The sequence below is a fragment of the Kitasatospora sp. NPDC004669 genome, assembly GCF_040609455.1.
GTDB lineage: Bacteria > Actinomycetota > Actinomycetes > Streptomycetales > Streptomycetaceae > Kitasatospora.
In genome coordinates this window covers 61,584-87,163 of sequence record NZ_JBEXKB010000011.1, presented here as the reverse complement: position 1 = coordinate 87,163, position 25,580 = coordinate 61,584, and the positions used below count along the sequence as shown (strand labels likewise).

21 protein-coding genes are annotated in these 25,580 nt (G+C 72.0%); 10 read left to right on the top strand and 11 right to left on the bottom strand.

Translation table 11 applies throughout. The annotated features are described in order from the left end of the window. The first annotated feature begins 5 nt into the window (after positions 1-5). Complete coding sequence (locus tag ABZW30_RS12005; protein ID WP_355670947.1) at positions 6-605, top strand: hypothetical protein; 600 nt, start codon at positions 6-8, stop codon at positions 603-605. Between the two features lie 124 nt (positions 606-729). Here the strand turns inward: ABZW30_RS12005 and ABZW30_RS12000 are convergent, their stop codons facing one another. Then, positions 730-1,386 carry a TetR family transcriptional regulator gene (locus ABZW30_RS12000; protein ID WP_355670946.1) on the bottom strand — a complete coding sequence of 219 codons (657 nt, stop codon included), beginning with the start codon at positions 1,384-1,386 and terminating at the stop codon, positions 730-732. Positions 1,387-1,394: 8 nt separating this feature from the next. Next, the gene (locus tag ABZW30_RS11995; RefSeq protein WP_355670945.1) at positions 1,395-2,972 is read right to left on the bottom strand and encodes an MFS transporter; all 1,578 of its coding nucleotides are present in this window, start codon (positions 2,970-2,972) and stop codon (positions 1,395-1,397) included. Between the two features lie 321 nt (positions 2,973-3,293). Between ABZW30_RS11995 and ABZW30_RS11990 the strand changes: the two genes are divergently transcribed. Continuing rightward, positions 3,294-3,833 carry a hypothetical protein gene (locus tag ABZW30_RS11990; protein ID WP_355670944.1) on the top strand — a complete coding sequence of 180 codons (540 nt, stop codon included), beginning with the start codon at positions 3,294-3,296 and terminating at the stop codon, positions 3,831-3,833. Here the strand turns inward: ABZW30_RS11990 and ABZW30_RS11985 are convergent. Then, complete coding sequence (locus tag ABZW30_RS11985; RefSeq protein WP_355670943.1) at positions 3,804-4,496, bottom strand: hemolysin III family protein; 693 nt, start codon at positions 4,494-4,496, stop codon at positions 3,804-3,806. The genes ABZW30_RS11990 and ABZW30_RS11985 overlap by 30 nt on opposite strands. Positions 4,497-4,781: 285 nt before the next feature. Here ABZW30_RS11985 and ABZW30_RS11980 point away from each other — a divergent pair, with 285 nt between their 5' ends. Then, complete coding sequence (locus ABZW30_RS11980) at positions 4,782-6,608, top strand: phosphoenolpyruvate carboxykinase (GTP) (RefSeq protein WP_355670942.1); 1,827 nt, start codon at positions 4,782-4,784, stop codon at positions 6,606-6,608. A 158-nt stretch (positions 6,609-6,766) separates the two neighbouring features. Here ABZW30_RS11980 and ABZW30_RS11975 read toward each other — a convergent pair whose 3' ends face one another. Continuing rightward, positions 6,767-7,981 carry a pyridoxal phosphate-dependent aminotransferase gene (locus ABZW30_RS11975; RefSeq protein WP_355670941.1) on the bottom strand — a complete coding sequence of 405 codons (1,215 nt, stop codon included), beginning with the start codon at positions 7,979-7,981 and terminating at the stop codon, positions 6,767-6,769. Between the two features lie 259 nt (positions 7,982-8,240). Between ABZW30_RS11975 and ABZW30_RS11970 the strand changes: the two genes are divergently transcribed. Next, positions 8,241-8,954, top strand: coding sequence for a prepilin peptidase (locus tag ABZW30_RS11970; RefSeq protein WP_355670940.1), 714 nt, complete (start codon positions 8,241-8,243; stop codon positions 8,952-8,954). Positions 8,955-9,061: 107 nt separating this feature from the next. Here the strand turns inward: ABZW30_RS11970 and ABZW30_RS11965 are convergent, their stop codons facing one another. Next, positions 9,062-10,639, bottom strand: coding sequence for a glycosyl hydrolase family 18 protein (locus ABZW30_RS11965; RefSeq protein ID WP_355670939.1), 1,578 nt, complete (start codon positions 10,637-10,639; stop codon positions 9,062-9,064). Between the two features lie 429 nt (positions 10,640-11,068). On the opposite strand from ABZW30_RS11965, the gene ABZW30_RS11960 reads away from it, so the two are divergent. The 4 genes from ABZW30_RS11960 to ABZW30_RS11945 all read left to right on the top strand — a co-directional run bounded on the left by ABZW30_RS11960 (position 11,069) and on the right by ABZW30_RS11945 (position 16,613). Next, on the top strand, positions 11,069-11,806 hold the full coding sequence (locus ABZW30_RS11960; RefSeq protein WP_355671072.1) for an isoprenyl transferase: 738 nt from the start codon (positions 11,069-11,071) through the stop codon (positions 11,804-11,806). 223 nt (positions 11,807-12,029) lie between these two features. Continuing rightward, complete coding sequence (locus ABZW30_RS11955) at positions 12,030-13,361, top strand: PhoH family protein (protein WP_355670938.1); 1,332 nt, start codon at positions 12,030-12,032, stop codon at positions 13,359-13,361. A gap of 450 nt (positions 13,362-13,811) precedes the next feature. Then, on the top strand, positions 13,812-14,552 hold the full coding sequence (locus ABZW30_RS11950) for a transglycosylase SLT domain-containing protein (RefSeq protein WP_355670937.1): 741 nt from the start codon (positions 13,812-13,814) through the stop codon (positions 14,550-14,552). A 513-nt stretch (positions 14,553-15,065) separates the two neighbouring features. Beyond that, on the top strand, positions 15,066-16,613 hold the full coding sequence (locus tag ABZW30_RS11945; protein ID WP_355670936.1) for an AI-2E family transporter: 1,548 nt from the start codon (positions 15,066-15,068) through the stop codon (positions 16,611-16,613). On the opposite strand, the gene ABZW30_RS11940 is transcribed toward ABZW30_RS11945, so the two are convergent. From ABZW30_RS11940 to ABZW30_RS11930, 3 genes are all read right to left on the bottom strand, one after another. Next, positions 16,610-17,116, bottom strand: coding sequence for a hypothetical protein (locus ABZW30_RS11940; RefSeq protein WP_355670935.1), 507 nt, complete (start codon positions 17,114-17,116; stop codon positions 16,610-16,612). The two genes, ABZW30_RS11945 and ABZW30_RS11940, sit on opposite strands and share 4 nt — an antisense overlap. A 135-nt stretch (positions 17,117-17,251) precedes the next feature. Beyond that, positions 17,252-17,782 (bottom strand): alkyl hydroperoxide reductase, encoded by a 531-nt coding sequence (locus tag ABZW30_RS11935; RefSeq protein WP_355670934.1) that lies wholly within the window; start codon positions 17,780-17,782, stop codon positions 17,252-17,254. A gap of 3 nt (positions 17,783-17,785) precedes the next feature. Beyond that, complete coding sequence (locus ABZW30_RS11930) at positions 17,786-18,337, bottom strand: peroxiredoxin (protein WP_030286645.1); 552 nt, start codon at positions 18,335-18,337, stop codon at positions 17,786-17,788. A gap of 226 nt (positions 18,338-18,563) precedes the next feature. Between ABZW30_RS11930 and ABZW30_RS11925 the strand changes: the two genes are divergently transcribed. Next, complete coding sequence (locus ABZW30_RS11925) at positions 18,564-19,484, top strand: LysR substrate-binding domain-containing protein (protein ID WP_355671071.1); 921 nt, start codon at positions 18,564-18,566, stop codon at positions 19,482-19,484. Between the two features lie 23 nt (positions 19,485-19,507). Here ABZW30_RS11925 and ABZW30_RS11920 read toward each other — a convergent pair whose 3' ends face one another. Then, entirely contained in the window at positions 19,508-20,143 is a 636-nt protein-coding gene (locus ABZW30_RS11920) for a helix-turn-helix domain-containing protein (protein WP_355670933.1), read from the bottom strand. 152 nt (positions 20,144-20,295) lie between these two features. Here ABZW30_RS11920 and ABZW30_RS11915 point away from each other — a divergent pair, with 152 nt between their 5' ends. Then, positions 20,296-22,482: an MMPL family transporter gene (locus ABZW30_RS11915; protein WP_355670932.1), complete on the top strand. Its 2,187-nt coding sequence runs from the start codon at positions 20,296-20,298 to the stop codon at positions 22,480-22,482. A 97-nt stretch (positions 22,483-22,579) separates the two neighbouring features. Here ABZW30_RS11915 and ABZW30_RS11910 read toward each other — a convergent pair whose 3' ends face one another. Beyond that, entirely contained in the window at positions 22,580-24,421 is a 1,842-nt protein-coding gene (locus ABZW30_RS11910) for an ATP-binding SpoIIE family protein phosphatase (RefSeq protein WP_355670931.1), read from the bottom strand. Positions 24,422-24,491: 70 nt separating this feature from the next. After that, positions 24,492-25,256 (bottom strand): class I SAM-dependent methyltransferase, encoded by a 765-nt coding sequence (locus ABZW30_RS11905; protein WP_355670930.1) that lies wholly within the window; start codon positions 25,254-25,256, stop codon positions 24,492-24,494. Between the last annotated feature and the right edge of the window lie 324 nt (positions 25,257-25,580).

The following is a 25,580-nucleotide window of genomic DNA, read 5'->3' as shown; positions in this document are numbered from 1 at the left end:
CGATCGTGCTGTCGTTCGTCATCGTGGTGGCCGTCAGCTCGGTGCTCTTCGTCAACGGGTACGGGCCGCTGGCGCTGGCCGATCGATCGGGCCGGTTGGGGACTGGCGAGGCGAAGGGCCGGATCGACCATGCCGTGCGCGCCACCATGGACGGGATCTCGCCCTCACTCACCTACACGGGGGCTGAGTTCGAGGTGGAGAGGGAACACGATCTTTGGGACGGCGAGCCGAGCATGGGCTCGACTGTCACCGAGATCGTCACTGTTCGCACCGTGATCTCGCGGGCGAAACTGCCGACCCTGATGGATCAGGTGGCTCAGGCCTGGAAGTCTCTGGGAAGCCGGGGAGTGGATCGATCGGACCCCGCTGATGAGATACAGGCTATGCGCGGAATGGGACATGTGGGTGGTGAGACGTTCCTGACGTTCTATGCGAAAGAGCAGCAGGACTCGACCTACTTGGTGACGTTCAGGGCAGAGGTGTACGGGGCGCTGTACCAGCCCGCTCACGAGTACAAGCCGCTATCTCCGCTCGCCAGAACACCGCACGATTCCAAGGGGTATGTGATCACCGACCCCGTTGACGACCCGTACTGGTCGCACTGACCTCTACTTCCGATTCCCCCATGCCACCGCTGACACCGGGCGGGGTCCGGCCGGTCGGGCCGGGCCCCGCTTTCCCGCAGGTCGGGGGTGTCCTCGCACTCCCGCCTGCGGGGCGACGCCGGGCTCAGACCCCGGCGAAGCCGCTCCCGAGCAGGGCGAAGGTGTGGTCGACCAGGTCCGCGATGTCCTCCCGGCCGTCGCCCGCGGCCCACTGCAGGACGGCCTCGGTGGTCGCGGCGCCGATGGCGGCGGCGGTGACCCGCATGTCGTACGTGGGCTCCTCGACGCCGGCCCGTCGGGTGAGGACGGTGATGTAGAGGTCCCGCGGGCTGTTGCCGGAGCGGTCCAGTCCGGCGCGCAGCGCGGGGACCTCGGTGACCAGCCGCATCCGGGTCAGCAGCTCCTGCCGCTCGTGCTGGAGCAGGGCGCGGATCAGGCCGATGAGGGCTTCCCGGCAGGAGGTGAGGAAGGGTTCGTCGGCGGGGCGGGCCAGCAGGGCGGAGACCATCGCCGGGTCGTACTCGTCGGAGAGGACGAGGTCGTCCTTGGTGGCGAAGTAGCGGAAGAAGGTGGACGGCGAGACCTCGGCGGCGGCGGCGATCTGTTCGACCGTGGTGTTCTCGTAGCCCTGTTCGGTGAAGAGCCGGTAGGCCTCGCGGCGGATGGTCTGCCGGGTCTTCAGCTTCTTGCGTTCGCGCAGCGACAGCGGCGCCTCCAGCAGCGCCTGGACCGGGTTGGTCGGGGCGTCCGGGAGGGCCGCGGTCGGCTGCTTGGGAGTCATACCGACGATTATCGGCGATCCCCGGCGGCGGGTTCGGGTGCGGTGGCGGGTTCGGGTGCGTCCGCGGTCCGGTCGCCCGCCCGGTCGGCCGGCATCCGGGCCGCGACGAGCACCGCCGAGACGACCGCGACCAGGCCGGCGACCAGCAGCACCACGCCCATCCCGTGGACGTACGCCGCGTGCGCGGAGGCGCTGAGCGCCGGTCGCCCGGTGGCCCGGGCGACGGCGTCGGCGGCGACCACCGACTTGCCGGCCAGGTGTGCCGCCTCGGCCGGCAGGCCGCCGGTGTCCAGCGCGCCGCGGTAGGCCCCGGCCAGCAGGCTGCCGAAGGCGGCGATGCCGATCGCGCCGCCGACCTGCCGCAGGGTCTGGAGCAGTCCGGAGCCGACCCCGGCCTTGGCGGGTGGCAGGGTGATCAGGGCGGAGGCCTGGGCGGTGATCAGCGACAGGCCCATCCCCAGGCCCAGCACGGTGAGCCAGATCGCGGCGCGCCCGTACCCGTCGGAGGCGCCGGTGCGGCTGCCGAACAGCAGGGCGCCGCCGAGCAGGGCCAGACCGAGGGTGATCACTGTGCGGACGCCGATCCGGCCGACCAGCCGGTCGCTGAGCCTGGCGGCGATCAGCAGGCCGAGCATCATCGGCATCAGTCGCAGCCCGGAGCCGAGGGCGTCCGCGCCGAGCACGCTCTGGAAGTAGAGGGGTAGCACGAAGAAGGCGCCGAACAGGACGAGCGAGATCAGGGTGGCCGCGACCGAGGACCAGCGGAAGGTCCGGTCGGCGAGCAGGGCGAGGCCGAGCATCGGGTCGCTCCGGCGGCGGCTGCGCAGTACCAGCGCGGTGAGCGCGAGCACCGAGCCGACCAGGGTGCCGACCACCAGCGGGTCGCCCCAGCCGGTGTCGGCGCCCTCGATGATGCCGTAGGTGAGAGCGCCCAGTCCGGCGGCGGCGAGCGCGGTGCCGGGCAGGTCCATCCGGGGCGCGGCGGGGTTGCGGCTCTCCGGCAGCAGCAGGACGCAGGCGACGATGCCGATCGCGGTCAGCGGGACGTTGATCGCGAAGATCGAGCCCCACCAGAAGTGCTGGAGCAGGAAGCCGCCGATCAGCGGCCCGAGCGGGGCGCCGCCGGCGAGTGCGGCGGCCAGGATCGCGGTGGCCCGGCGTTGTTCGGCGGCCGGGAACAGTCCGGGGATGACCGCCATGGACATCGGCATGACGAGCGCGCCGGCCAGGCCCATCCCGGCGCGGGCGGCGACCAGGGTGCCGGGGGAGTCGGTGAGCATGCCGACGGCGGAGGCGAGTCCGAACAGGGCGAGGCCGGCGGTGAGGGTGCGGCGGCGGCCGTAGCGGTCGCCGAGCAGGCCGGCCGGGAGCATCGCGGCGGCGAACACCACGGTGTAGGCGTCGACGATCCACTGCTGCTGCCCGGTGGTGGCCTGTAACTGCGCGGCCAGCGTGGGCAGGGCGACGTTGAGGATCGTCATGTCGAAGCTGATCACCAGGACGCTGAGGGCGACGGCGACCAGGGCGAGCCACCGGCGCGGGTCGGCGGCCTCGGTGGTGGCGGTAGCGGGCGGAGCGGCGGGCACGGTGACCTCCAGGGTCCCCAGAAGGGAAGTCTCTCTCAAATGACAGTAACTCTCAAAAGATGGTGACCGTCAATGCGATTCCGGACGGTAGGCCTGTGATCGAACGGGCGCACTCCGTGATGTGTCCTGGAAGTGCTGCTTCCGCACATGGAATTGACGCAACGTTGATCTGCCGTTCGCCGCCTGGAGGCGGTCCCGGGTGACTGTCGGTAGATACCATGTGGCAATCGGTCAGTGCTGGCCGACGCGTGCCGAGAGCGGAGAAGGGGTGGGGCGGCAGGAGCCGACCACGAGCCCGGCGCCGGGAAAGGGGAAGTCGAAGTGGCCGACAGCGACGACAGGCAGGCGAGTGCCCAGGTGTGGGGCGCGGTCGCGGTGGTGAGCTCGGCGCTGGCCGTGGTCGCCGCCTATCTGATCAACGGCGCCGCGCTGGTCCTCGGCGTCGCCGGGGTCGAGGTGCTGCTGCTCATGGTGTACGTCGGCCGCCGCTGGCGCGCGCTGCACCGGCAGCCCTCCCCGGCCGGGCACCGTCGGCTGCGCGGTACCCCGGACGCGGCGCACTGCGAGCGCTGCCGCCGGGCGCGCGAGGCGCTGGACGCGCGGCAGGCGCGCGGGTGGGGCGCGAAGGCCGTGCGCCCGGAGCCCGAGCCGGAGTTCGCGTCGGAGTCGGCCGAGCTCGCGCAGGCCCGGCAGCCGGAGTCCGGCGCGGCCGACCGCCAGCCGTACCCGTACCGCCCGCAGGGCCGGGCCCCGTACGAGCGGCCCTGGACGGCGGAACGGGCGGCCGTCCGGTCCGTGGACCGTACGACCGCCCGTCGAAACGCGCCGGGTTCAGCCGGCCGTGCTGTACGCCACCAGTGAGACGCCGACGTACTGCACGATGAAGGCTCCGAGGGTGAGGGCGTGGAACACCTCGTGGAAGCCGAACCAGCGCGGTGAGGGGTTGGGCCGCTTGAGCCCGTACACCACGCCGCCGATGCTGTAGAGCACCCCGCCGACGATCATCAGCACCAGGACGGCCACCCCGCCGGTGCGCAGGAAGTCCGGCAGGAAGAACGCGGCGGCCCAGCCCAGCGCTATGTACACCGGCGTGTACAGCCAGCGCGGCGCGCCGACCCAGAACACCCGGAAGGCGATCCCGGCGAGCGCCCCGCCCCAGACCGCCCAGAGCAGCACCTGCCGGCTGTCGCCCTTGAGCAGCAGGATCGTGAACGGCGTATAGGTGCCCGCGATGATCAGGAAGATGTTCGCGTGGTCCAGCCGACGGAGCACGGCGTCCCCGCGCGGGCCCCAGTCGAAGCGGTGGTAGACCGCGCTGACCCCGAACAGCAGCCAGGCGCTGACCGAGTAGATCGCGCAGGCGACCTTGGCGGGTGTGGAGTCGGCCAGGCAGATCAGCACGATCCCGGCCACGACCGTGGCGGGGAACATCCCGGCGTGCAGCCAGCCGCGCCACTTCGGCTTGCTCTCCCTGTTCTCGGCAGGGTCCTCCGCGAGGCGCTCGGCGAGCGCGGCAGCAGTCATGCACAGCATGTTACCCGTTACCTACGGATCCGTAGGTTACTGGCGCGTAGTGAAGTGGTGATCGTCACTCTTAGACGTTTTGGAGTATTTGGAGTGTGGCCTCGCCCACTCCGGCCGGGGCGTGAACGACCTGTTACTGGCCGGTAATCGTACTTACTGTAGTAAAAGATGCGTCAATTTCGCCGCTGCGCCGCATTCCGGCCCGGGGGCCGGGGCTACGCTGCAAGCACCTTCAGACCCCCGCAACGCCGCCTCCTCGCCGAGTCGGCGTGAAACGGAGCGATCGTGTCGTACGAGATCTCTGCTCTCAGCGCATCCGCGCCCACCCGCCACAAGCAGCTGCTCGCTTGGGTGAGCGAGATCGCCGAGCTCACCCAGCCGGACCGCATCGAGTGGTGCGACGGCTCCGACGAGGAGTACCAGCGCCTCGCGGACCTGCTGGTGGCTCAGGGCACCTTCAAGAAGCTCAACGAGGAGAAGCGCCCCAACTCCTACTACGCCGCCTCGGACCCGACGGACGTGGCGCGCGTGGAGGACCGCACCTACATCTGCTCCGAGCAGGAGAAGGACGCCGGCCCGACCAACAACTGGAAGGCCCCCGCCGAGATGCGGGAGGTCTTCCAGGGTGAGAGGGGCCTGTTCCGCGGCGCGATGAAGGGCCGCACGATGTACGTCGTGCCCTTCTCGATGGGCCCGGTCGGCTCCCCGCTGGCCGCGTACGGCGTCGAGATCACCGACTCCGCCTACGTCGCGGTGTCGATGCGCGTGATGACCCGCATGGGCCGGGCCGTGCTCGACCAGCTCGGCGAGGACGGGGACTTCGTCAAGGCCGTGCACACCGTCGGCGCCCCGCTGGCCGAGGGCCAGGCGGACGTGCCGTGGCCGTGCAACAGCACCAAGTACATCTCGCACTTCCCGGAGACCAAGGAGATCTGGTCCTTCGGCTCCGGCTACGGCGGCAACGCCCTGCTCGGCAAGAAGTGCTACGCGCTGCGCATCGCCTCGACCATGGCCCGCGACGAGGGCTGGCTGGCCGAGCACATGCTGATCCTGAAGCTCACCCCGCCGTCCGGTGAGGTCAAGTACGTCGCGGCCGCCTTCCCGTCGGCCTGCGGCAAGACCAACCTGGCCATGCTCCAGCCGACCGTCCCGGGCTGGAAGGTCGAGACGATCGGCGACGACATCGCCTGGATGCGCTTCGGCGCCGACGGCCGCCTGTACGCCATCAACCCCGAGGCCGGCTTCTTCGGCGTCGCCCCCGGCACCGGCGTGGACACCAACGCCAACGCCATCGACACCCTCTGGGGCAACACCGTCTTCACCAACGTCGCCCTCACCGACGACGGCGACGTGTGGTGGGAGGGCCTGACCGAGGAGCCCCCGGCGCACCTGATCGACTGGCGCGGCAACGACTGGACCCCCGAGTCCGGCACCCCGGCCGCCCACCCGAACGCCCGCTTCGCCGTCCCGGCCGCGCAGTGCCCGACCATCGCCCCGGAGTGGGAGGACCAGGCGGGTGTGCCGATCTCGGCGATCCTGTTCGGCGGCCGCCGCGCCACCGCCGTCCCGCTGGTGACCGAGTCCTTCGACTGGCAGCACGGTGTCTTCCTCGGCGCCAACATCGCCTCCGAGAAGACCGCCGCCGCCGAGGGCACCGTCGGCGAGCTGCGCCGCGACCCGTTCGCGATGCTGCCGTTCTGCGGTTACAACATGGGCGACTACTTCGCCCACTGGCTGAAGGTCGGCGCCCAGGCGGACGCCGCCAAGCTGCCGAAGATCTACTACGTCAACTGGTTCCGCAAGAACGCCGAGGGCCAGTTCGTCTGGCCCGGCTACGGCGAGAACAGCCGCGTGCTCAAGTGGATCGTCGAGCGGCTGGAGGGCACGGCCGAGGGCGTCGGGACCCCGATCGGCGTGCTGCCGACGGTCGACGGCTTCGACCTCGGTGACCTGAAGCTGTCCAAGGAGGACCTCGACCTGCTCTTCACCGTGGACGCCGACATCTGGCGCCAGGAGGCCGCGCTGGTGCCGGCCCACCTGGAGCTGTTCGGCGACCACACCCCGAAGGAGCTGTGGGACGAGTACCGGAGCCTGGTCGCGCGCCTCGGCTGAGCCTGAGCCTCAGTCGAGCGAGAGGTGGGCGCGCGGCACGAACCGCGCGCCCGCCGAGTGACAGGACGGCCGGAGTTCCGGCGGGCGGTCTTTCCCCGACCAAGGAGACCGCCCGGACCGGGACTCCGGCCGTAGTGCTTCTCCGGATCCGCGCGGGCTCACGGCTGGGTGTAGCCGCTGAGGAAGTCGCCGATCCGGGTCACCGCGTCGGTGATCTCCTCCGCCCGGGGCAGCGTGACCAGCCGGAAGTGGTCCGGCTCGGGCCAGTTGAAGCCGGTGCCCTGGACCAGCAGGATGCGCTGGGAGCGCAGCAGGTCCAGCACCATCTGGGCGTCGTCCTTGATCTTGTAGACCTTCGGGTCCAGCCGCGGGAAGGCGTACAGCGCGCCCTTGGGCTTGACGCAGCTGACCCCCGGGATCTGGTTCAGCAGCTCGTACGCGGCGTCGCGGGAGGCCAGCAGCCGACCGCCGGGCAGCACCAGGTCGCGGATCGACTGCCGGCCGCCGAGTGCGGCGGCCACCGCGTGCTGGGCGGGCATGTTGGCGCACAGCCGCATCGAGGCCAGTACGGTCAGGCCCTCGACGTAGCTGTGGGCGCGGTTGCGGTCGCCGGAGAGCACCATCCAGCCGGAGCGGAAGCCCGCGACCCGGTAGGCCTTGGACAGTCCGTTGAAGGTGACGCAGAAGAGGTCCGGGGCCAAGGTGGCCAGCGGGACGTGCTCGGCGTCGTCGTAGAGGATCTTGTCGTAGATCTCGTCCGCGTAGACCACCAGCTGGTGCCGGCGGGCGATCTCGACGATGCCCTCCAGCACCTCGCGCGGGTAGACCGCGCCGGTCGGGTTGTTCGGGTTGATCACCACGATGGCCCGGGTCCGGTCGGTGACCTTGGCCTCGATGTCGGCCAGGTCCGGGTACCACTCGGCCTGCTCGTCGCAGCGGTAGTGCACGGCGGTGCCGCCGGCCAGTGAGACCGAGGCGGTCCACAGCGGGTAGTCCGGCGCCGGGACGAGCACCTCGTCGCCGTCGTCCAGCAGCGCGGTCATGGCCAGTTGGATCAGCTCGGAGACACCGTTGCCGAGGAAGACGTCGTCGACGGAGAGCCCGTGCAGGCCGCGGTCCTCGTAGTGCATGACCACCGCGCGGCGTGCGGCGAGCAGGCCCTTGGAGTCGCCGTACCCGTGCGCGTTCGCGAGGTTGCGCAGGATGTCCTGGAGGATCTCCGGGGGCGCCTCGAAGCCGAAGGTGGCCGGGTTGCCGGTGTTGAGCTTGAGGATGCGGTGGCCCTGTTCCTCCAGCCGCATCGCCTCGTCGAGCACCGGGCCGCGGATGTCGTAACAGACATTGGCGAGCTTGCTGGACTGGATGACCTGCATGACTGCTTACTTTAGGGGTACGCCGGGGCCCCGCGTCGGGTGCCCTGGGGCGAGGGTGAACGCGCCCCGAGCGGCCTCCTTGGATCGGCAGGTGGGGGCGTTCGGACGCCTTCCAAACCGGTGGTCGGATGTCCGGAATGGTCCCGTGCGCGAGGAACGCGGGCTGGATTCTGCTCGGAACGAGACGGATGGCACACCGCCCGGCCGCCCGGCGCGGGAGGATGAGGCCGGTGCGTCGGATCGAGGAGGGGGTGCGCCGGTGGTACCGGTCGTGGCCGCGGCGGTGCTGGTCGGTCTCCTGGTGGCCCCGCCGTTGCGCGGGCTGATCGCCTACTTCGCCGTGCCCGAGGGCGAACCCTGGTGCAAGGCCTGTCCGTTGTGCGGGCGCGCGGTGCGGCTGCTGCCGCCGACCGGGCGCTGCCCGGGCTGTCGGGGGCGGCTGGGCGCCGGCGCCGGGACGGTGGAGGCGGTCGCGGCGGCGGTCGCGGTCGCGGTGGCGTACGCGGCGGACGGGCCGCAGACGATGGCCCTGGGCTGGGCCGGCGCGCTCGGCGTGGCACTCGGCTTCGTGGACGCGCGGGTGCGTCGGCTGCCGCACCTGCTGAACCTGGCGTTGCTCGCCGGGGTGGCCGTACTGCTGGCGGCGGCGGCCCTGGCCGAGGGGCGCCCCGGGGTGCTGGTGCGCTGCCTGCTGGCCGCGCTGACCGTCGGGATGCTGCTCGAACTCGCCGTCTGGGCGAAGGCGCTGGGCCCCGGCGACTCCCCGCTCGGGTTCGCCCTGGGCGGGCTGCTGGGCTGGTACGGCTGGTCGGTCGCGCTCGGCGGGCTGTTCGCCGCGATGGTGCTCGCCGGGCTCTGGGCCACCCTGCTGGTCGTCGCCGCGCTGGCCCGCCGCCGGGAGGTGCGCGGCCGGGACGTCCCGGTGGGCCCGTTCCTGCTGCTCGGCGCCCTCATCGCGGTACTGGCCGGATAGCGGACGGGGCCCGCCGTACCGGAGTCGGTACGGCGGGCCCCGCCGTCGGCGCGCGGGCCCCACCCTCAAGGAGCTGCGCGCCGAGGGGAGTTACGCCCTGGAGTGCCTCACGGCATCTTGTGGACGAACGGGCCGACCGCGTTGGAGAAGGCGTTGCCGTTGTCGGTGTCCCAGTTGGTGGACCAGGTCATCGCGCCCCGGATGGTGGGCCACTTGGCCGGCGGCACGAAGCTGCCGCAGGTGTTGCCGGTGGCCAGGCAGTTGAGCGCGTTGTTCACCACCGACGGGTCGATGTAGCCGCCGCCGGCCGCCTTGGCGGAGGCGGGGACGCCGATGCCGACCTGGTCGGGCCGCAGGCCGCCCTGGATGTGGGTGCAGACCTGCGAGGTGATGAAGTCGATGGTGCCCTGGTTGTAGACCTTGCCGTCGCAGCCGTTCATGCCGCCCGAGTTGTAGAACTGGGTGTTGACGACGGTCAGGATGTCCTTGGTGTTCAGTGCCAGCTGGAAGTAGGCGCCGGAGGTGCTGTACATCCCGATGGTCTCGGGGGCCATGGTCAGCACGAAGCCGGGGCCGACCTTGGCCTGCAGGGCGTGCAGCGCGTCGCCGAGCGGGCCGGCCTGGACGCCGTTCTCCAGGTCGACGTCGATGCCGTCGAAGCCGTAGTCCTTGATGATCCCGTAGGCGCTGTCGGCGAAGTTGGCCCCGGCGGTGGCGTCGCCGACGCTGATCGCGCCGTTCTGGCCGCCGATGGAGAGGACGACCTTCTTGCCGGCCGCCTGCTTGGCCTTGACGTCGGCGCGGAACTGGGCGTCGGTGTAGCCGCCGAGTGCCTTGGACAGGCCCGGGTCCAGGGTGAAGCCGATCGCGCCGGTCCGGGTCGGCACGGCGTCGGCGAAGGAGACCGCGATGACGTCGTACGCGTTCTGCACGTCGCTCAGGCGCTGCGGGGTCGAGCCGTTGTCGAAGTTCTGCCAGTAGCCGGTGACCACGTGGGCGGGCAGGCCGGTGGCCGGCGGGGTGGTCGGGGTGGGGGTCGGCGTGGCGGTGGGGGTCGGCGTGGCGGTCTGGGTGGGCGTCGCCGTGGGGGTGGCCGTCGGCGTCGGGGTCGGCGTCCGGGTGGGGGTGGCCGTCGGCGACGGGGTGGAGGTGCCGCCCGGGCCGACCAGCGCGACGTCGTCGGCGAGGTAGGCGCTCTGCCCGTACCAGCCGTGCAGGTAGACCGTGACGCTGGTGGCGTTCGCCCCGGTGGTGAAGGTGGTGGACAGCTGGTTCCAGCTGTTCTGGTTCGACCAGGTGGACGGGTCGGTGCCACCGGTGCCGCGCGCGCCGAGGTAGACGTAGGGGCCCTGCACCCAGGCGCTCAAGGTGTAGCTGGTGCCGGGCAGCACGCTGATGGTCTGGGTGCATTCGGCCGTGTCGCCCGAACCCGGGGCGGCCTGCAGCGCGCCGGTACCGGAGTGGACCGGTGAGGACACCGTGGTCGCGGCGCCGGTGCAGGACCAGCCGCCCAGTCCGCTCTCGAAGCCACCGTTGGTGACCAGGTTGCCGACCGCCGCGCCGGCGCCGCCGGCGAAGAGGGCGAGGCCGCCGCCGGCCAGGGCGAGGGCGGTGGCACCGGCCGCGACGGCCGGGAGGGGGCTGCGTCGGCGCTTGTGGGCAGGCTGGTTCGGCGTACGGGCCATGGGTGACGCTCCTGGGGGAGGAGCGGCCGCCGCGGTGGGGGGCGCGGCGGCCGCGCGTGGGGGAGGGGAGGTCCGGTCTGAGCCTTGCGGAACGCGGGGGAACGCTGTCGTCCCGGGTCAAAAGCTGGACTAGACCATTGCCGGTCGTCAAGCATCGGGCAGTCGGCTTACGGATTCTTTAAGGATTCGGAGACCATTCCGTGTCCACGCCGGGTCCGGCCCGGCGGGCCCCCGGACGCGCGCGCCGCGACGGACTTCGCACAGGACTGTGACCAGACCGCTACCTGCGGCTTTACCGTGTGCCAGCGCGCGGGAGTAGGCTGCGCCGGTGCGGTGACGCACCAGCTGAACGAGCACGGAGGGGCCGGAGAAATGGGTCTGCGCGATGTCGCCGAACGGACGCCGGGGCTGCGCACCCTGCTGGGCGGGATGTACCGGCTGTACGGCCGTCGGGTCGAGGTCCACCTCGGCCGCACCCCGCGCCACATCGGCGTGATCCTGGACGGCAACCGCCGCTGGGCCAAGGCCACCGGCGGCTCCACCGCGTACGGCCACCAGCGCGGGGCCGACAAGATCAGCGAGTTCCTCGGCTGGTGCGACGAGACCCACGTCAGGGTCGTCACCCTGTGGATGCTCTCCACCGACAACCTGGACCGCCCGGCCGACGAGCTGGTCCCGCTGCTCGGCATCATCGAGGACGCCGTCACCGGCCTGGCCGCCGCCCGCCGCTGGCGGGTCAACCCGGTCGGCGCGCTGGACCTGCTCCCGCAGCACACCGCCGACGTGCTCAAGCGCGCGGCCGAGGAGACCGCCGCGATCGACGGCATCACCGTCAACGTCGCGGTCGGCTACGGCGGTCGGCACGAGATCGCCGACGCCGTCCGCTCGCTGCTCCAGGAACACGCCGGCCGCGGCACCTCGATCGAGGAACTGGCCGAGATCCTGACCGTCGAGCACATCGCCGAGCACCTCTACACCCGCAACCAGCCCGACCCGGACCTGATCATCCGTACCTCGGGCGAGCAGCGCCTCTCCGGCTTCCTGCTCTGGCAGAGCGCCCACAGCGAGTTCTACTTCTGCGAGGCCTACTGGCCGGCCTTCCGCAAGGTCGACTTCCTGCGCGCCCTGCGCGCGTTCGAGCAGCGGCACCGGCGGATGGGGCTCTAGCCCGCCGCTGGGCCCCGGCCCCTGGAATGACCACCGTAGGGCTTGCCTACCCGGGCTCCGCGCGAGGCCAAACGTTCACCGGCAATGATCCGTCAGTTCGCCGGGGACGCGAATGCACCGCTCCTCGCCTGGGAATACTCCAGTCAGTCCGGCCCCGAGGCCACCGGGGCAGCGGGGGCCGGCATGCCGCGGATGACGCAGGGTCATCCGCTCTGGAGGCCTAGTGGTCAGTTCCAAGAGCCGCCGGACACCAGACCGGCGCACGTACGTTCTCGACACCAGCGTGCTCCTGGCGGACCCTCTCGCCATGACCCGCTTCGAGGAGCACGAGGTCGTCCTCCCGGTGGTGGTCGTCACCGAGTTGGAGGCCAAGCGGCACCATCCGGAGCTGGGCTACTTCGCCCGCCAGGCGCTGCGACTGCTCGACGACTACCGCATCCGCTACGGCCGGCTCGACGAGCCGATCCCGGTCGGCGAACTCGGCGGGACGATCCGGGTGGAGCTCAACCACTCGGACGTCTCGATACTGCCGGTCGGCTACCGGGCCGGCGGCGAGGCCGACACCCGGATCCTGGCGGTCGCCCGCAACCTGCAGGCCGAGGGCTACGACGTCACCGTCGTCTCCAAGGACCTCCCGCTGCGGATCAAGGCCAGTTCGGTGGGCCTGCTCGCCGAGGAGTACCGGGCCGAGCTCGCGATCACCTCCGGGTGGACGGGCATGTCCGAGCTGCACGTCGCGGCCGACCAGGTGGACGCGCTGTTCGCGGCCGGCCATGACGCCGCGGTGGACATCGACGGGGCCGCCGAGTTGCCGGTCCACACCGGACTGGTGCTCACCTCGGAGCGCGGCCGGGCGCTCGGCCGGGTCGCCGGCGACGGGCGGGTCCGGCTGGTGCGCGGTGAGCGCGAGGCGTTCGGGCTGCGCGGTCGCAGCGCCGAGCAGCGGGTGGCGCTGGACCTGCTGCTCGACCCGGACATCGGCATCGTGTCGATGGGCGGCCGGGCCGGCACCGGGAAGTCGGCGCTGGCGCTGTGCGCGGGGCTGGAAGCGGTGCTGGAGCGGAGGCAGCACCGCAAGGTGATGGTCTTCCGGCCGCTGTACGCGGTCGGCGGCCAGGAACTCGGCTACCTGCCGGGCACCGAGGCGGAGAAGATGGGCCCCTGGGCGCAGGCGGTCTTCGACACCCTGTCCGCCGTCACCACCCCGGACGTGATCGAGGAGGTCATCGCCCGGGGGATGCTGGAGGTCCTGCCGCTGACCCACATCCGGGGGCGCTCGCTGCACGACGCCTTCGTGATCGTGGACGAGGCCCAGTCGCTGGAACGGAACGTCCTGCTGACGGTGCTGTCCCGGATCGGCCAGGGCTCGCGGGTGGTGCTCACCCACGACGTGGCGCAGCGGGACAACCTCCGGGTCGGCCGGTACGACGGTGTGGTGGCGGTGGTGGAGAAGCTGAAGGGTCATCCGCTCTTCGCCCACATCACGCTCACACGCTCGGAGCGTTCGCCGATCGCGGCGCTGGTCACGGAGATGCTGGAGGACATCCACCCGTGAATCATCCCTGACCGGGACATAGCCGGACAATAAGGTCAACTCGCGGCGCGGGGCCCGTTCCTGATGGAGCGGGCCCTGTCCCTTTCATCACATCGAGTGCTTTCTGTCCGAAGAACTCCCGCGCGGTGAATGTGACATGCGCCACGCGAGCGGGAATTGCGTCGACAGTGCCCGGTGCGGCATGGTGAGGGTTCTGTCAGGCCCCGCGTACGGCGCGGCAGGGCTTCCGGACCCCGGAAGTCCAGCCCCGGAAAGTCCGCCAACTCCGGTCGGTGGACGCACAATTGAAGACCGACGAGCCGTACGCCGCCCGATTCCAACGCCTGGTCGCCTCACCTCGGCCGGACGCCGGGCCAGCACCTCCCGTGACCAGAGCATCTGCGGAGGTCCGTGCCAAGGGGCATGTTGCGTCCGTACGGTCACGCATGGGCGATGCTGGAAGGAAATCATGTGACTCGGATCTCGGTCCGGGGAGTTGCTGTGGCCTCCGCCACCGCCGTCACCGCTGTCGGTGCCGTCGTGGGTATGGCCTCGGGCAGCGAGGGCAAGACCATGCAGACGGTCGACGTCGCCGGCGCGACCCTGCTTGCCGAAGTCCCCTCTGGCGCCCAGGCGCAGGCCATCAGTGACAACATCGGCCAGCAGGCGTCCGCCCAGCAGGCCTCCGCCGACGCCGCCGCCAAGGCCGCCGCCGAGCAGAAGGCCGCCGAGGAGGCCGCGCGTCAGAAGGCCGCCGCGGACGCCCAGGCGAAGGCCGACGCCCAGGCGAAGGCCGACGCGGACAAGGCCGCCAAGGCCGCCGCCGACCAGCGCGCCGCCGCCGACGCCGCCGCCAACCGCTCCAAGGCGCGTTCGGCGATGACCGCGGTGGACAACAGCGCTCCGCCCGTCTCGGCCAGCCCCGGCTCCGTCCAGGACATGGCCCGGCAGATCGTCGGCAACGACACCCAGTTCCAGTGCTTCAGCCAGATCGTGAAGCGCGAGAGCGGCTGGGACTACACCGCGACCAACAGCAGCTCCGGCGCGTACGGCCTGGTCCAGGCGCTGCCCGGCTCCAAGATGGCCTCGGTCGGCGCCGACTGGCGCACCAACCCGGCCACCCAGATCAAGTGGGGCCTCAACTACATGAACGACCGCTACGGCAGCCCCTGTGGTGCCTGGTCGTTCTGGCAGGCCCACAGCTGGTACTAGGGCGCCCCTTGCGCTGAAGGTGGCCGCCGCCCCCGGGCGGCGCACCCCGCACGGCCCCCGGCCGCTCGTCCCGTTCGACGAGCGGCCGGGGGCCGTGGCGTTTCCCCGTCATGGTGCCGCCGGGGGAGGCGGGTGGGTGGGAAGGCGGGCCGCGCCGCCCGGGCTGCGCTGACCAGTGCGCCCGCGGGCGGTGCGGTCCTGGGTGCGGACGCGGGGCGCGGAAAGGGGTCCTGGTTACTTCCCGCACCGGCCGGTCCGCCGGCAGTTGGCTCGACCGGGACGAGCGGGACGACCCGCGTGTCCCGTTCGGACTCCTCCCCAGCGGCGTGTGGACGAAACCACCTGTAATGCTGCGATTTGTCCAAGTTTGAGGAATGAGGGGATCGAATCGAACCCCCTGGGGGGCGGACTCGTCCTGCCCCCGCCGGGTAGCGTCATCCCTGACGGCCGTGGCAGGACCCACGGCGTACCGCCGGACTCGGCGGGCACAGCGGGGAAGCGGCGGTAGCGAGGATGGCGCGGGGCGGAAAGGCCTTCAAGGCCGTGGCCAAGGGCATGGCCGTGGTGGCGAGCGCGGCCGCCGTGATCGAACGGCGCCGACGCGCCGCGATGGCGACCGACCCGCACGAGCTTCCCGTCCCGGCCCTCGCCGAGGCGCCCGGACCGGTCCCGGTCCCGGTCCCGATACCGCGGACCGCCCCGGCCCCGGCCGCCGAACCCGTCGCGAACGCGACGGCCACGGCCACCGTGCCTGCGGAGGCGGCTCCGGCGGCCCCGGCCGCTCCGCCCCCACCCGCCGCGAATGCCGCGAATACCGCGAACGCTGCGAACGCCGCGAACGCCGGGCTCGGTCGGGAGTACCACCCGGGCCGGCCCGCCACCCCCGCCGAGGCGGTGCCCTGGGGGCTGCGCGTGGCCGCCGAGTCGACCTGGCGGCTGCTGCTGCTCGGCGCCGCGCTGTACGTCGTCTTCTACGTCGTCGACATGCTGCGGCTGGTCGCCTTCTCGGTGCTGGCCTCGCTGCTGATCACCGCGCTGCTGGAGCCCTCCGTCTCCTGGCTGCGCCGGCACGGGGTACCGCGCTCGCTCGCGGCGGGCGGGGTGTTCCTGAGCGGTCTGGCCGGGATCGGGCTGGTCGGCTGGTTCGTGGTCTGGCAGGTGACCACCAACCTGTCGGACGTCACCAACCAGGTGAAGACCGGCGTCAACCAGCTGCGGGACTGGCTGGTCACCGGACCGCTGCACCTGACCCAGCAGCAGATCACCGACTTCGCCAACCAGATCACCAAGGCCATCACCACCAACACCGACCAGCTCACCTCGGCCTCGATCACCGGCGCGCAGATCGCCGTCGAGGTGCTGACCGCGCTGATGATGACCTTCTTCACCACCTTCTTCTTCCTCTACGACGGGGCGAGGATCTGGAACTGGGCGCTGCGAGGCCTGCCCCGGAACTCCCGCTTCGCGATGGCCGGCGCCGGCCCCAAGGCCTGGACCACCCTCACCGCGTACGTGCGCGGCACGGTCGGCGTGGCGTTCATCGACGCGGTCTTCATCGGTACCGGCATCGAACTGCTGGGCGTGCCGATGGCCACCCCGCTGGCCGTGATCATCTTCCTGGGCGCCTTCGTCCCGCTGGTCGGCGCCCTGGTCACCGGCACCGTCGCGGTCCTGATCGCCCTGGTCACCCAGGGGCCGTGGACGGCACTGATGGTGCTGCTGGTCCTGGTCGCGGTGATGCAGATCGAGAGCCACATCCTCCAGCCGCTGATCCTCGGCCGGGCCGTCCGGGTCCACCCGCTCGGGGTGGTCCTCGGCGTCGCGGTCGGCAGCATCATCGGCGGCATCGGCGGCGCGGTGGTCGCCGTCCCGTTGATCGCCGTCACCAACACCGTGATCACCCACCTCCGCCGCCGCAACGAGGCCGGCCAGGCCGTCTTCACCGCTCTCGAAGCCGCCCGCGAAGCCGCCGAACGCACGGCGGCGACTCAGCCGGCGCCGGCGACTCAGCCGGCCGGGCCAGCTCCGGCGGCTCCGGTGGCGGAGCCCGCCACGGACTAGCCCGTCCGGCCGGACAGCGCGGCCGTGCCGAGCGCTGTGACCAGCAGTCCGAACAGCGAGCCGGTCAGGACCGAGGCCTTGCGCTCCTGCCTGGGTACGCCCCGCAGGGAGGTCGGCGCCGGCACCAGCCGGGTCGGCACTCCCCCCGGCACCGGCCCGATCCACGGCAGGACGACGACCCGCATCAGCGCATGGCGACCACCCGGCGGCGGGTCCTCCCGCGACACCATGGCCGGCGCGCCGGGCATCCGGATGACCGCGACGAGCCCGATCGGCGTGCGACGGACGGCGGCGAGCACCGTCCACAGGCGGCGGTGCAGGGTGCCGAGCGCGGTGCCGCATCGGAGCCCGGTGAGTCCCGCCGTGGACCGGTGCGAGGTTTCGAGCAGTGCTTCGAGGTCGCCGGGGATCCGGCCCACCGTTTCGACGGCGGTGCTCCCGGTCTGCTGACGTTCGTTCGGTGCGGCCTGGAAGCCCCCACCGTTCTCCGGATGGTCGGACACCTCGGTTCCCCCCTCGGACCGAATGTCGTGCACGGATCGCCTTGTGCTGTAGCGGAGTTGGGCATGCCCGGGGTGGGGAAACGCCGACGGGCCCCTCCGGAAGCGGAGGGGCCCGTCGGTGGGGTGCCGGGTGTGTCAGGCGAGGGCGGCCTCGGCGTCGAGGACGCCGGCCACGGCCTGCAGGACGGCGGCGATCTTCATGGAGGCCTGGATGACCTCGCGATCGACGCCGGCCTTGCGCAGGACGGCCTCGTGCGAGTCGAGGCACTGGCCGCAGCCGTTGATGGCCGAGACCGCGAAGCACCAGAGCTCGAAGTCGACCTTCTCGACGCCCGGGGTGCCGATGATGTTCATCCGCAGGCCGGCGCGCATCGTGCTGTACTCCTTGTCGGAGAGCAGGTGCAGCGTCCGGTAGTAGACGTTGTTCATCCCCATGATCGCGGCCGCGCCCTTGGCGGCGGTGTACGCCTCCGGGGAGAGGTTGGCCTTGGCCTCGGGCTCCAGTTCACGCAGCAGGCCGGGGCTGCGGGTGGCCATCGCGCAGGACAGCACGGTGCCCCAGAGCTGCTGGGCGGGGAGGTCGGAGTTGCCGATGACCGAGCCCAGGTTGAGCTTGAGGTCCTTGGCGTAGTCCGGGAGGGCGGCCTTGAGGTCGTCGAGGGCCATGGGTCAGCCCGCCAGGAGGGCCTGGGCGTCGAGGGTGTCCTCGCCCTTGTTCCAGTTGCACGGGCACAGCTCGTCGGTCTGCAGGGCGTCCAGCACCCGCAGGACCTCCTTGGGGTTACGGCCGACGGAGCCGGCGGTCACCATGACGAACTGGATCTCGTTGTTCGGGTCGACGATGAAGACGGCGCGCTGGGCGGTGCCGTCCTCGCCCTCGACGCCGCAGGCGCGCATCAGGTCGTGCTTGATGTCGGCCAGCATCGGGAAGGGCAGGTCGCGCAGGTCCTTGTGGTCCTTGCGCCAGGCGTGGTGCACGAACTCGGAGTCGCCGGAGACACCGAGGATCTGGGCGTCACGGTCGGCGAACTCGTCGTTCAGCTTGCCGAACGCGGCGATCTCGGTCGGGCAGACGAAGGTGAAGTCCATCGGCCAGAAGAAGACGATCTTCCACTTGCCCTCGTAGGTCTTGTGGTCGATGTCGGCGAAGGCGCTCGCGGCGTCCAGGTCAACGCAGGCCTTGAGGTCGAACTCGGGGAACTTGTCGCCGATCGTGAGCACGTTCGCTTCTCCAGAACATGAGACTGAGGGGAGTTTGTCCGGATTCCGGACGAACACGCTCCACGATTCCACATCGTGGACTGATCAGGGAAATAGCTACACTGGATGTGTCTGATCGGAGATTGCTATCAGTACTGAACCGTCCACGCCCCGGCCCGCCGCCCGGCGGTCCGCCGCCGCCAAGTCCGATCCGGCTGTGGCGGGTGCCTCGGCCCGCAGCCCGCGGATGCCGACGGTCGCTCAGCTCAGGGCGTTCGTCGCGGTGGCCGAGCACCGACACTTCCGGGAGGCCGCCGCCGCGAGCGGGACCAGCCAGCCGGCGCTGTCCGGGGCGGTCGCGGCGCTGGAGGAGTCGCTGGGTGCGCAGTTGGTCGAGCGTACGACGCGCAAGGTGATCGTCACCCCACTGGGGGAGCGGGTGCACGAGCACGCCCGTCGGGTGCTGGCCTCGCTGCAGGCGCTGACCGAGGAGGTCGAGGCCGCCCGCCGGCCGTTCACCGGGCCGCTGCACCTGGGCGTGATCCCGACCGTCGCGCCCTACCTGCTGCCCCTGGTGCTGAAGCTGGTACGCGACCGGTTCCCCGAGCTGGAGCTGCACGTCCACGAGGAGCGCACCCCCTCGCTGCTGGAGGGCCTGGCCGCCGGGCGGCTGGACGTGCTGCTGCTCGCGCTGCCGGCCGGCGGGGCCTCGCCGACCCGGGACATCCCGCTGTTCGACGAGGACTTCGTCCTGGTCACCCCGCCCGGGCACCCGCTCGCCGGGCGGATCGACGTCCCGCGCGACGTGCTGCTCGACCTGGACGTGCTGCTGCTGGAGGAGGGTCACTGCCTGCGCGACCAGGCGCTGGACATCTGCCGTGAGGTCGGCGCCGACCCGGCCGGCTCCACCACCCGCGCGGCCGGGCTGTCCACCCTGGTCCAGTTGGTCGCCGGGGGCCTCGGGGTGACCCTGTTGCCCGCGACCGCGCTGGACGTCGAGGCCGGCCGCACCGACCGGCTGGCCGCCGTCCGCTTCGCCGATCCGGCGCCGGGCCGCCGGATCGGGCTGGCCACCCGCCCGGGCTCGGCCCGCAGCGCGGAGTACGAGCGCTTCGCGGCCGCGCTGCGCGAGGTGCTGGTCGAACTGCCGGTCCGGATCGTCGCCTAGAGCCTCGCCTTCGGCGAGCGGCTTCAGGCGCCGCGGCCGACTGCGGCCGGGGTGCCCAGGCAGAGTCCGACGGTCGTGGCCACCAGCAGGTCCAGCGCCCGCAGGGTGTCCGGGTCGGCGGGCTCGCCGGAGGCGTGCCGGGTGAGGTGGCGGGCCGTCAGGCCGTCGAAGCCGCTGAGGAAGTGGACGGCGATCTCGTGGGCGGGCACGGCCAGGGTCAGTCCGTGGTCGGCCGCGAGGGCGGCGAGCATTTCGGTGGCGGTGCCCTCGATCGCGTGGTCCAGCCCGAGCATGATCTCCTGCACGTCCGGGTCGCGCATCGCCAGTGCCGAGAACTCGCTGAGCAGCACGCAGCGCCCGTCCTCGCCGGTGGCGGCGTCCCAGAGCGCGTGCACCAGGGTGCGCACCTGCTCGCCGAACGGGCCGTCGCCCGGGGACGCGGCGCGCACCTGGCCGATGAACTGGGCCGCCACCTCCTCGACGACGGCCCGGTAGAGGTCCTTCTTGGTGCCGAAGGTGTAGTGCACCGTCGCCTGTGCCACGCCCAGTTCGGCCGCGATCGCGCGGGTGCTGCCGGCGGCGACCCCTTCCCGGGTCATCAGGTCGATTGCGGCCCGGACCAGCTGTGGTCGGCGTTCTGAGGCGGGGACATGAGCCATTCAGCCAGGGTAGCGCCATGGTCGGGCAACTGTGTCGATGAACTGCGTCGAGCGATTTTGTCGGCCAACTTTGTCACCCGACAAACTTGGGTCTACCGTGGGAGGGGTCCGCTCAGGCAGCCGCCTGTCCGACGATCCGACCGAGGGAACCCATGGCCACGTACCTGTATCGGCTGGGCCGCTACTGCTTCCGGAGAAGGCGAGCCGTGCTGGCCGTCTGGATCGCCCTGCTGATCGCGATCGGCGGGGCCGCGGGCGCCTTCGCGGGCAAGACCAGCGACGAGTTCAAGGTCCCCGGCACCGAGGCCCAGAGCACCCTGGACAAGATCAAGGGCACCTTCCCGGCGCAGGGCCACGGCTCCGCCCAGGTCGTCTTCGTCGCCAAGGACTCCGGCGGCATCGCGACGCCCGGGGCGGGCAAGGCGGTCGGCGAGGCCGTCGCCCGGATCGCCCACGTCCCGGGCGTGGCCGCGGTGCCCGACCCGTACGCCACCGGCGCCGTCTCCCCGGACGGGAAGGTCGCGATCGCCCTGGTCTCCTTCGACCACAAGCTCGCCGAGGTCACCGACCAGCAGCGCGACGCCGTGAAGGCGGCCGCCGAACCGGTCCGCGCGGCCGGGCTGGACGTGGCCTTCGGTGGTGACGCCTACAACAAGCTGGCCCAGATCGAGGGCGGCTCCGAGTCGATCGGCCTGGTGGTGGCCGGGGCGGTGCTGGTGATCACCCTGGGCACGCTGGTCGCCGCCGGACTGCCGCTGCTGACCGCGCTGGTCGGCGTCGGCGCGGCCATGGGCGGGCTGCTGGCGCTCACCGGCTCGTTCGAGATCATCACCACCGCGCCGGTGCTGGCGCTGATGGTCGGCCTCGCGGTCGGCATCGACTACGCGCTGTTCATCCTCTTCCGGCACCGCCGCAACCTGGACGAGGGCCTGGAACCGGAGGAGGCCGCCGCCCGGGCCACCGCGACCGCCGGCAGCGCCGTGGTCTTCGCCGGCCTGACCGTCGTCGTGGCGCTCGCCGGGCTCGCCGTGGCCGGCGTCCCGTTCCTCACCGTGATGGGGTTGGCCGCCTCCGGGGCCGTGGTGGTCGCCGTGCTGGTCGCGATCACCCTGCTGCCCGCGGTGCTCGGCTTCGCCGGCCGCGCGATCGACCGGCTGCCGGTCTGGAAGCGGGCGCTGACCACGCACGGCAGGACCACCACGGGCGAGCGCTGGGCCCGCTTCGTGGTCCGCCGCCCGCTGCCCGTGCTGCTGGTCGGCCTGGCCGGGCTGGGCGCCCTCGCGGTGCCCGCCGCGAGCCTCGACCTCGGCCTGCCGGGCGGTGGCTCGCAGGCCGCCGGGACGGACGCCCGCAAGGCGTACGACCTGGTCGGCGAGAGCTTCGGCCCCGGCTTCAACGCACCGCTGGTGGTCGTCGTGGACGCCCATGACTCGCCCCGGACCGAGCAGGCGGTGCAGGGCGTGGCCGGGAAGCTGCAGACCCTGAAGGGCGTCAGGACGCTGCTGCCGCCGACCGTCGACCAGGCCAGCCGGACCGCCCTGGTGCCGGTCATCCCGCAGACCGGCCCGGACCACGCGGACACCAAGGCGCTGGTCAACGAGATCCGCGACCAGCGCGCCGAGCTCAAATCCGCGACCGGCGCGAACATCGCCGTCACCGGCACCACGGCCGCCAACATCGACGTCTCCACCAAGCTCGGCCAGGCCCTGCCGCCGTTCGTCGCGGTGATCGTCGGCATCGCCCTGGTGCTGCTGGCGCTGGCCTTCCGCTCCGTGCTGGTGCCGCTCAAGGCGGTGTTCGGCTTCCTGCTCAGCATCGGGGCCTCGCTCGGCGCGGTGGTCGCGGTCTACCAGTGGGGCTGGCTGGACGGCCTGATCGACGTGCCCAGGGTCGGCCCGGTGGTCAGCTTCGTGCCGATCCTGCTGATCGGCGTGCTGTTCGGGCTGGCGATGGACTACGAGCTGTTCCTGGTCTCCGGGATGAAGGAGCAGTACGTCCACGGCAAGGAGCCGCGTGAGGCGGTCGTCGGCGGGGTGAAGGGCGGCGCCCGGGTGGTGACCGCGGCCGCGCTGATCATGATCTCGGTGTTCGGCGCCTTCGTCTTCGGCCACGACCCGATCGTCCAGCCGATCGGATTCGCCCTCGCGGTGGGCGTGCTGGTGGACGCCTTCGTGGTGCGGATGGCGTTGGTGCCGGCCGCGATGGCGCTGTTCGGCAAGGCGGCCTGGTGGTTCCCGAAGCCGCTGGAGAAGATCGCGCCGAAGGTCGACATGGAGGGCGAACAGCTGGTCGCCCGGCTGGAGGAGCGGCGGCCGACGAAGGAGCCCGCCGGGGTGTGACGCCCCCTTCGACGCGCCCGGTGGGACCCGCTCCCGCCGGGCGCCCGGCTGTTCCGGGGCTGTTTCGCGGCTGTTAGACGGTCGTCATGGCGAACGGCTACTGGGGCAGTCGCTGCTCGAACCAGACCACCTTGCCGGTGCCCAGCCGGGTGGCACCCCAGCGATCCGCGCACCGGGCCACTATCTGCAGCCCGCGTCCGCGTTCGTCCTCCGGACCGGTACGGCGCGGCCGCGGCAGCAGCGGGCTGTCGTCGCCGACCTCGCAGCGCAGCCGGGCGGTGCGCACCAGACTCAGGGTGACCGGCCGGGTCGCATGCTGGACGGCGTTGGTCACCAGCTCGCTGACCATCAGCTCGGTGGCCTCGCTCAGCTCGTCCAGCCCCCAGCGGCGCAGCGTGTGCGCGGCCAGCCGGCGTGCCCGGCCGGGCGTCTCGTTGCGCGGCTGCAGGTACCAGTGGGCGACGTCCCCGGCCGGGATGCCGTCGAAGCAGGCGCCGAGCAGGGCGATGTCGTCGCCGCGGTCCCCGGGCGGCAGGATCCGCAGCGCCTCCTGGCACAGCTGCTCGGGGGACTGCCAGCGCGCGGCGGCGATCCTGGCCCTGAGCGCCTCCAGGCCGTCGCTGATCGCCCGGCTGCGGGTCTCCACCAGGCCGTCGGTGAACAGCAGCAGGGCCGATCCGGGCGGTGCGGGCAGTTCGACGGAGTTGAAGTCCACCCCGCCGACCCCGATCGGCGCCCCGGAGTCCAGCTCCACCAACTCGGCGGTACCGTCCGGGCGGACCAGCACCGGCGGGACGTGCCCGGCGTTGGCCAGCATCACCCGGTTGGCGATCGGGTCGTAGACCGCGTAGACGCAGGTGGCCAGGTGTTGTTCGCGGCCGAGCCGCTGGGCCTGCTCGTCCAGGTGGTAGAGCACCTCGTGCGGCGGCAGGTCGAGGGCGGCCAAGGTCTGGGCGCTGGTGCGTAGTTGGCCCATGATGGCGGCCGAGGTGAGCGAGTGGCCCATCACGTCGCCGACGATCAGGGCGACCCGGTTGCCGGGCAGCGGCACCGCGTCGTACCAGTCGCCGCCGACCTGCGCGCCGCGCTCGCCGGGCAGGTAGCGCTGGGCGAGCCGGACGCCGTGCGGCTGCGGCAGCCGCAACGGCAGCATGCTGCGCTGGAGTTCGTTGGCTATCTCCCATTCGCGGGCGTACCGCAGCGCGGTGTCCACCGCCAGTCCGGCCTGGGTGGCCAGGTGCGCGGCGGTCGCGGTGTCGGCCGCGTCGAAGGCCGGGCGGCCGGTGCGTTCAGGGGGACGGCGGATCAGCACCAGCAACCCCAGGACGGCCTTGCGGCCGCGCAGCGGCAGGGCGAGGATCGAGGTGCCGGCGGCCAGCCGGGCCAGCCCGCGGGTGCCGTACAGCTCGCGCAGCAGCGTCTCGGTGCGCTCGGCGGCGGGCGTGCCCAGGAGGGCCGACTCGGCCGGACGGCGGCTCAGCAGGACGTGCGCGAGCGCGCCGCCGCGAGTGACCGGGACGGCCGGGCCCGGGTCGGCGGTGGAGCGGGAGCCGTACCGGGAGCGGTGCCGGTCGTCCACGCCGCCCTTGCGGCCGCGGCGACCGATCCGGGTGCCGGTGCTGTGGTGGATCCGCAGCTCGTCGGGGAAGCCGGGCTCGCGCTCGACGTTGGGCAGCGGGTCGCGCAGGTGGACGACGGCCGCGTCGGCGAGGGTCGGGACCAGCACCCGACCGATGTTGCGCAGGGTCGCGGACAGGTCGAGGGCGCTGTTGATCCGCCGGGTCGCCGCGTCGAGGTAGGCGAGCCGGTCCGCCACGCCGGCGCGGTCCGGCCCTGCCGTCGGCGGCTTCGCCGGGGCCTGCACCCGGGCCGGGACCTGGCGGCGCTGGCCCGGGACGGCGGGCGGCTGCTCCGCCTCGGTCTTGAGCTGGTCGCGCACGGCTGCCTGTCCTGGATTCGGTGTGGTCGGTGGGTGTGCTGGTCGATGGGCGTGCTCGTCGATCGGTTGATCAGCCGACGCGTCGACAGCACAGGAACAGCTGTTCCTCCGGCGGCAGCGTGGTACTGGCCGGCGCGTACGGATGCCCCGAGCACTCCTCGACGGCGAAACCGGCCGCGACCAGAACCCGTTCCAGATCCTCCCTCAGATAGCCACTGATCCGCAGCTCTCTGCCAAGGAACGGAAGCGGAACGTGATCCAGATCCGCCTCGACCATACCGAGCGCCAGCAGTCCGCCGGGCCGCAGGAGTTCGCGCAGCCGACCGAGCACGGTCGGGATCTCGTCCTGCGGCAGCAGGATCGGCGAGAAGAACGCGGTGACGGCGGCGAAGGTGCCGTGGCCCTCCGGGCCGAGGCCGGGGACGCCCCAGACCCGGTCGGCGCGCTCGGTGGCCAGATCGTACAGGTCGATCCGATGGAAATCGGGCGGGTACGGGCCGGGGTGGTTCGCCCGGCGGGCCAGCGTGAGCATCACGTCCGAGAGGTCCACCCCGGTCACCCGCAGCCCGCCGGCGGTCAGCTGGCGGACGGTCGGCTCGCCGGTGCCGCAGCCCGCGTCCAGCACCCGGGCCCCGGGTTCGAGCGCGGCGAGCAGCCGCTTCCCGCACTCCAGCTGCCCGTCCTTGGCCGGGAAGGCCTCGCCGTACTCGGCGCCGATGGTGTCGAAGGCGACCGCCTGTAAGGCCCGCGCCGCACGGCGCCGCCGTACGTCGGGTTCGTCGTCGCCGGCGTCCTCGTCGACGGGGAACGAGTCCGATATCTGTCCGGTCGTCACGTTGAGAGGCACCCTTCCACCCGTGGCCTCCGGTCGGCTCCTCCGCGGCCTCGCGGGCCGCTGCCGGTGGCGGTACGTCACGCTCCCCGCATCACACAGACGCACTGCACCCCGACACGTTGCCGGTGGACACTCGTGTGCGTACTGGCATCTGAGAATATGCGTGATCTCTGCGCCATGGGGTCCCTTTCCAGCCAACTCGTCATACTTGGGCCGATGTGGGCTAGGTTCTCGGAAGCACTGCGGTGCGGGCGGGGTGGTGAGCCGGGCCCCGCACGCCGGAGGACGCGCCGGGGTGGCGGCGCTGACCTGCGGTTTCGCCAG

Coding starts and splice junctions, on each gene's coding strand:
- ABZW30_RS11925 (WP_355671071.1), top strand. CDS start 18,564: ATGCCGACGGTCGCTCAGCTCAGGGCGTTCGTCGCGGTGGCCGAGCAC.
- ABZW30_RS11985 (WP_355670943.1), bottom strand. CDS start 4,496: ATGACTGCTGCCGCGCTCGCCGAGCGCCTCGCGGAGGACCCTGCCGAG.
- ABZW30_RS11915 (WP_355670932.1), top strand. CDS start 20,296: ATGGCCACGTACCTGTATCGGCTGGGCCGCTACTGCTTCCGGAGAAGG.
- ABZW30_RS11975 (WP_355670941.1), bottom strand. CDS start 7,981: ATGCAGGTCATCCAGTCCAGCAAGCTCGCCAATGTCTGTTACGACATC.
- ABZW30_RS11945 (WP_355670936.1), top strand. CDS start 15,066: ATGGCGCGGGGCGGAAAGGCCTTCAAGGCCGTGGCCAAGGGCATGGCC.
- ABZW30_RS11935 (WP_355670934.1), bottom strand. CDS start 17,782: ATGGCCCTCGACGACCTCAAGGCCGCCCTCCCGGACTACGCCAAGGAC.
- ABZW30_RS11960 (WP_355671072.1), top strand. CDS start 11,069: ATGTACCGGCTGTACGGCCGTCGGGTCGAGGTCCACCTCGGCCGCACC.
- ABZW30_RS11920 (WP_355670933.1), bottom strand. CDS start 20,143: ATGGCTCATGTCCCCGCCTCAGAACGCCGACCACAGCTGGTCCGGGCC.
- ABZW30_RS12000 (WP_355670946.1), bottom strand. CDS start 1,386: ATGACTCCCAAGCAGCCGACCGCGGCCCTCCCGGACGCCCCGACCAAC.
- ABZW30_RS11965 (WP_355670939.1), bottom strand. CDS start 10,639: ATGGCCCGTACGCCGAACCAGCCTGCCCACAAGCGCCGACGCAGCCCC.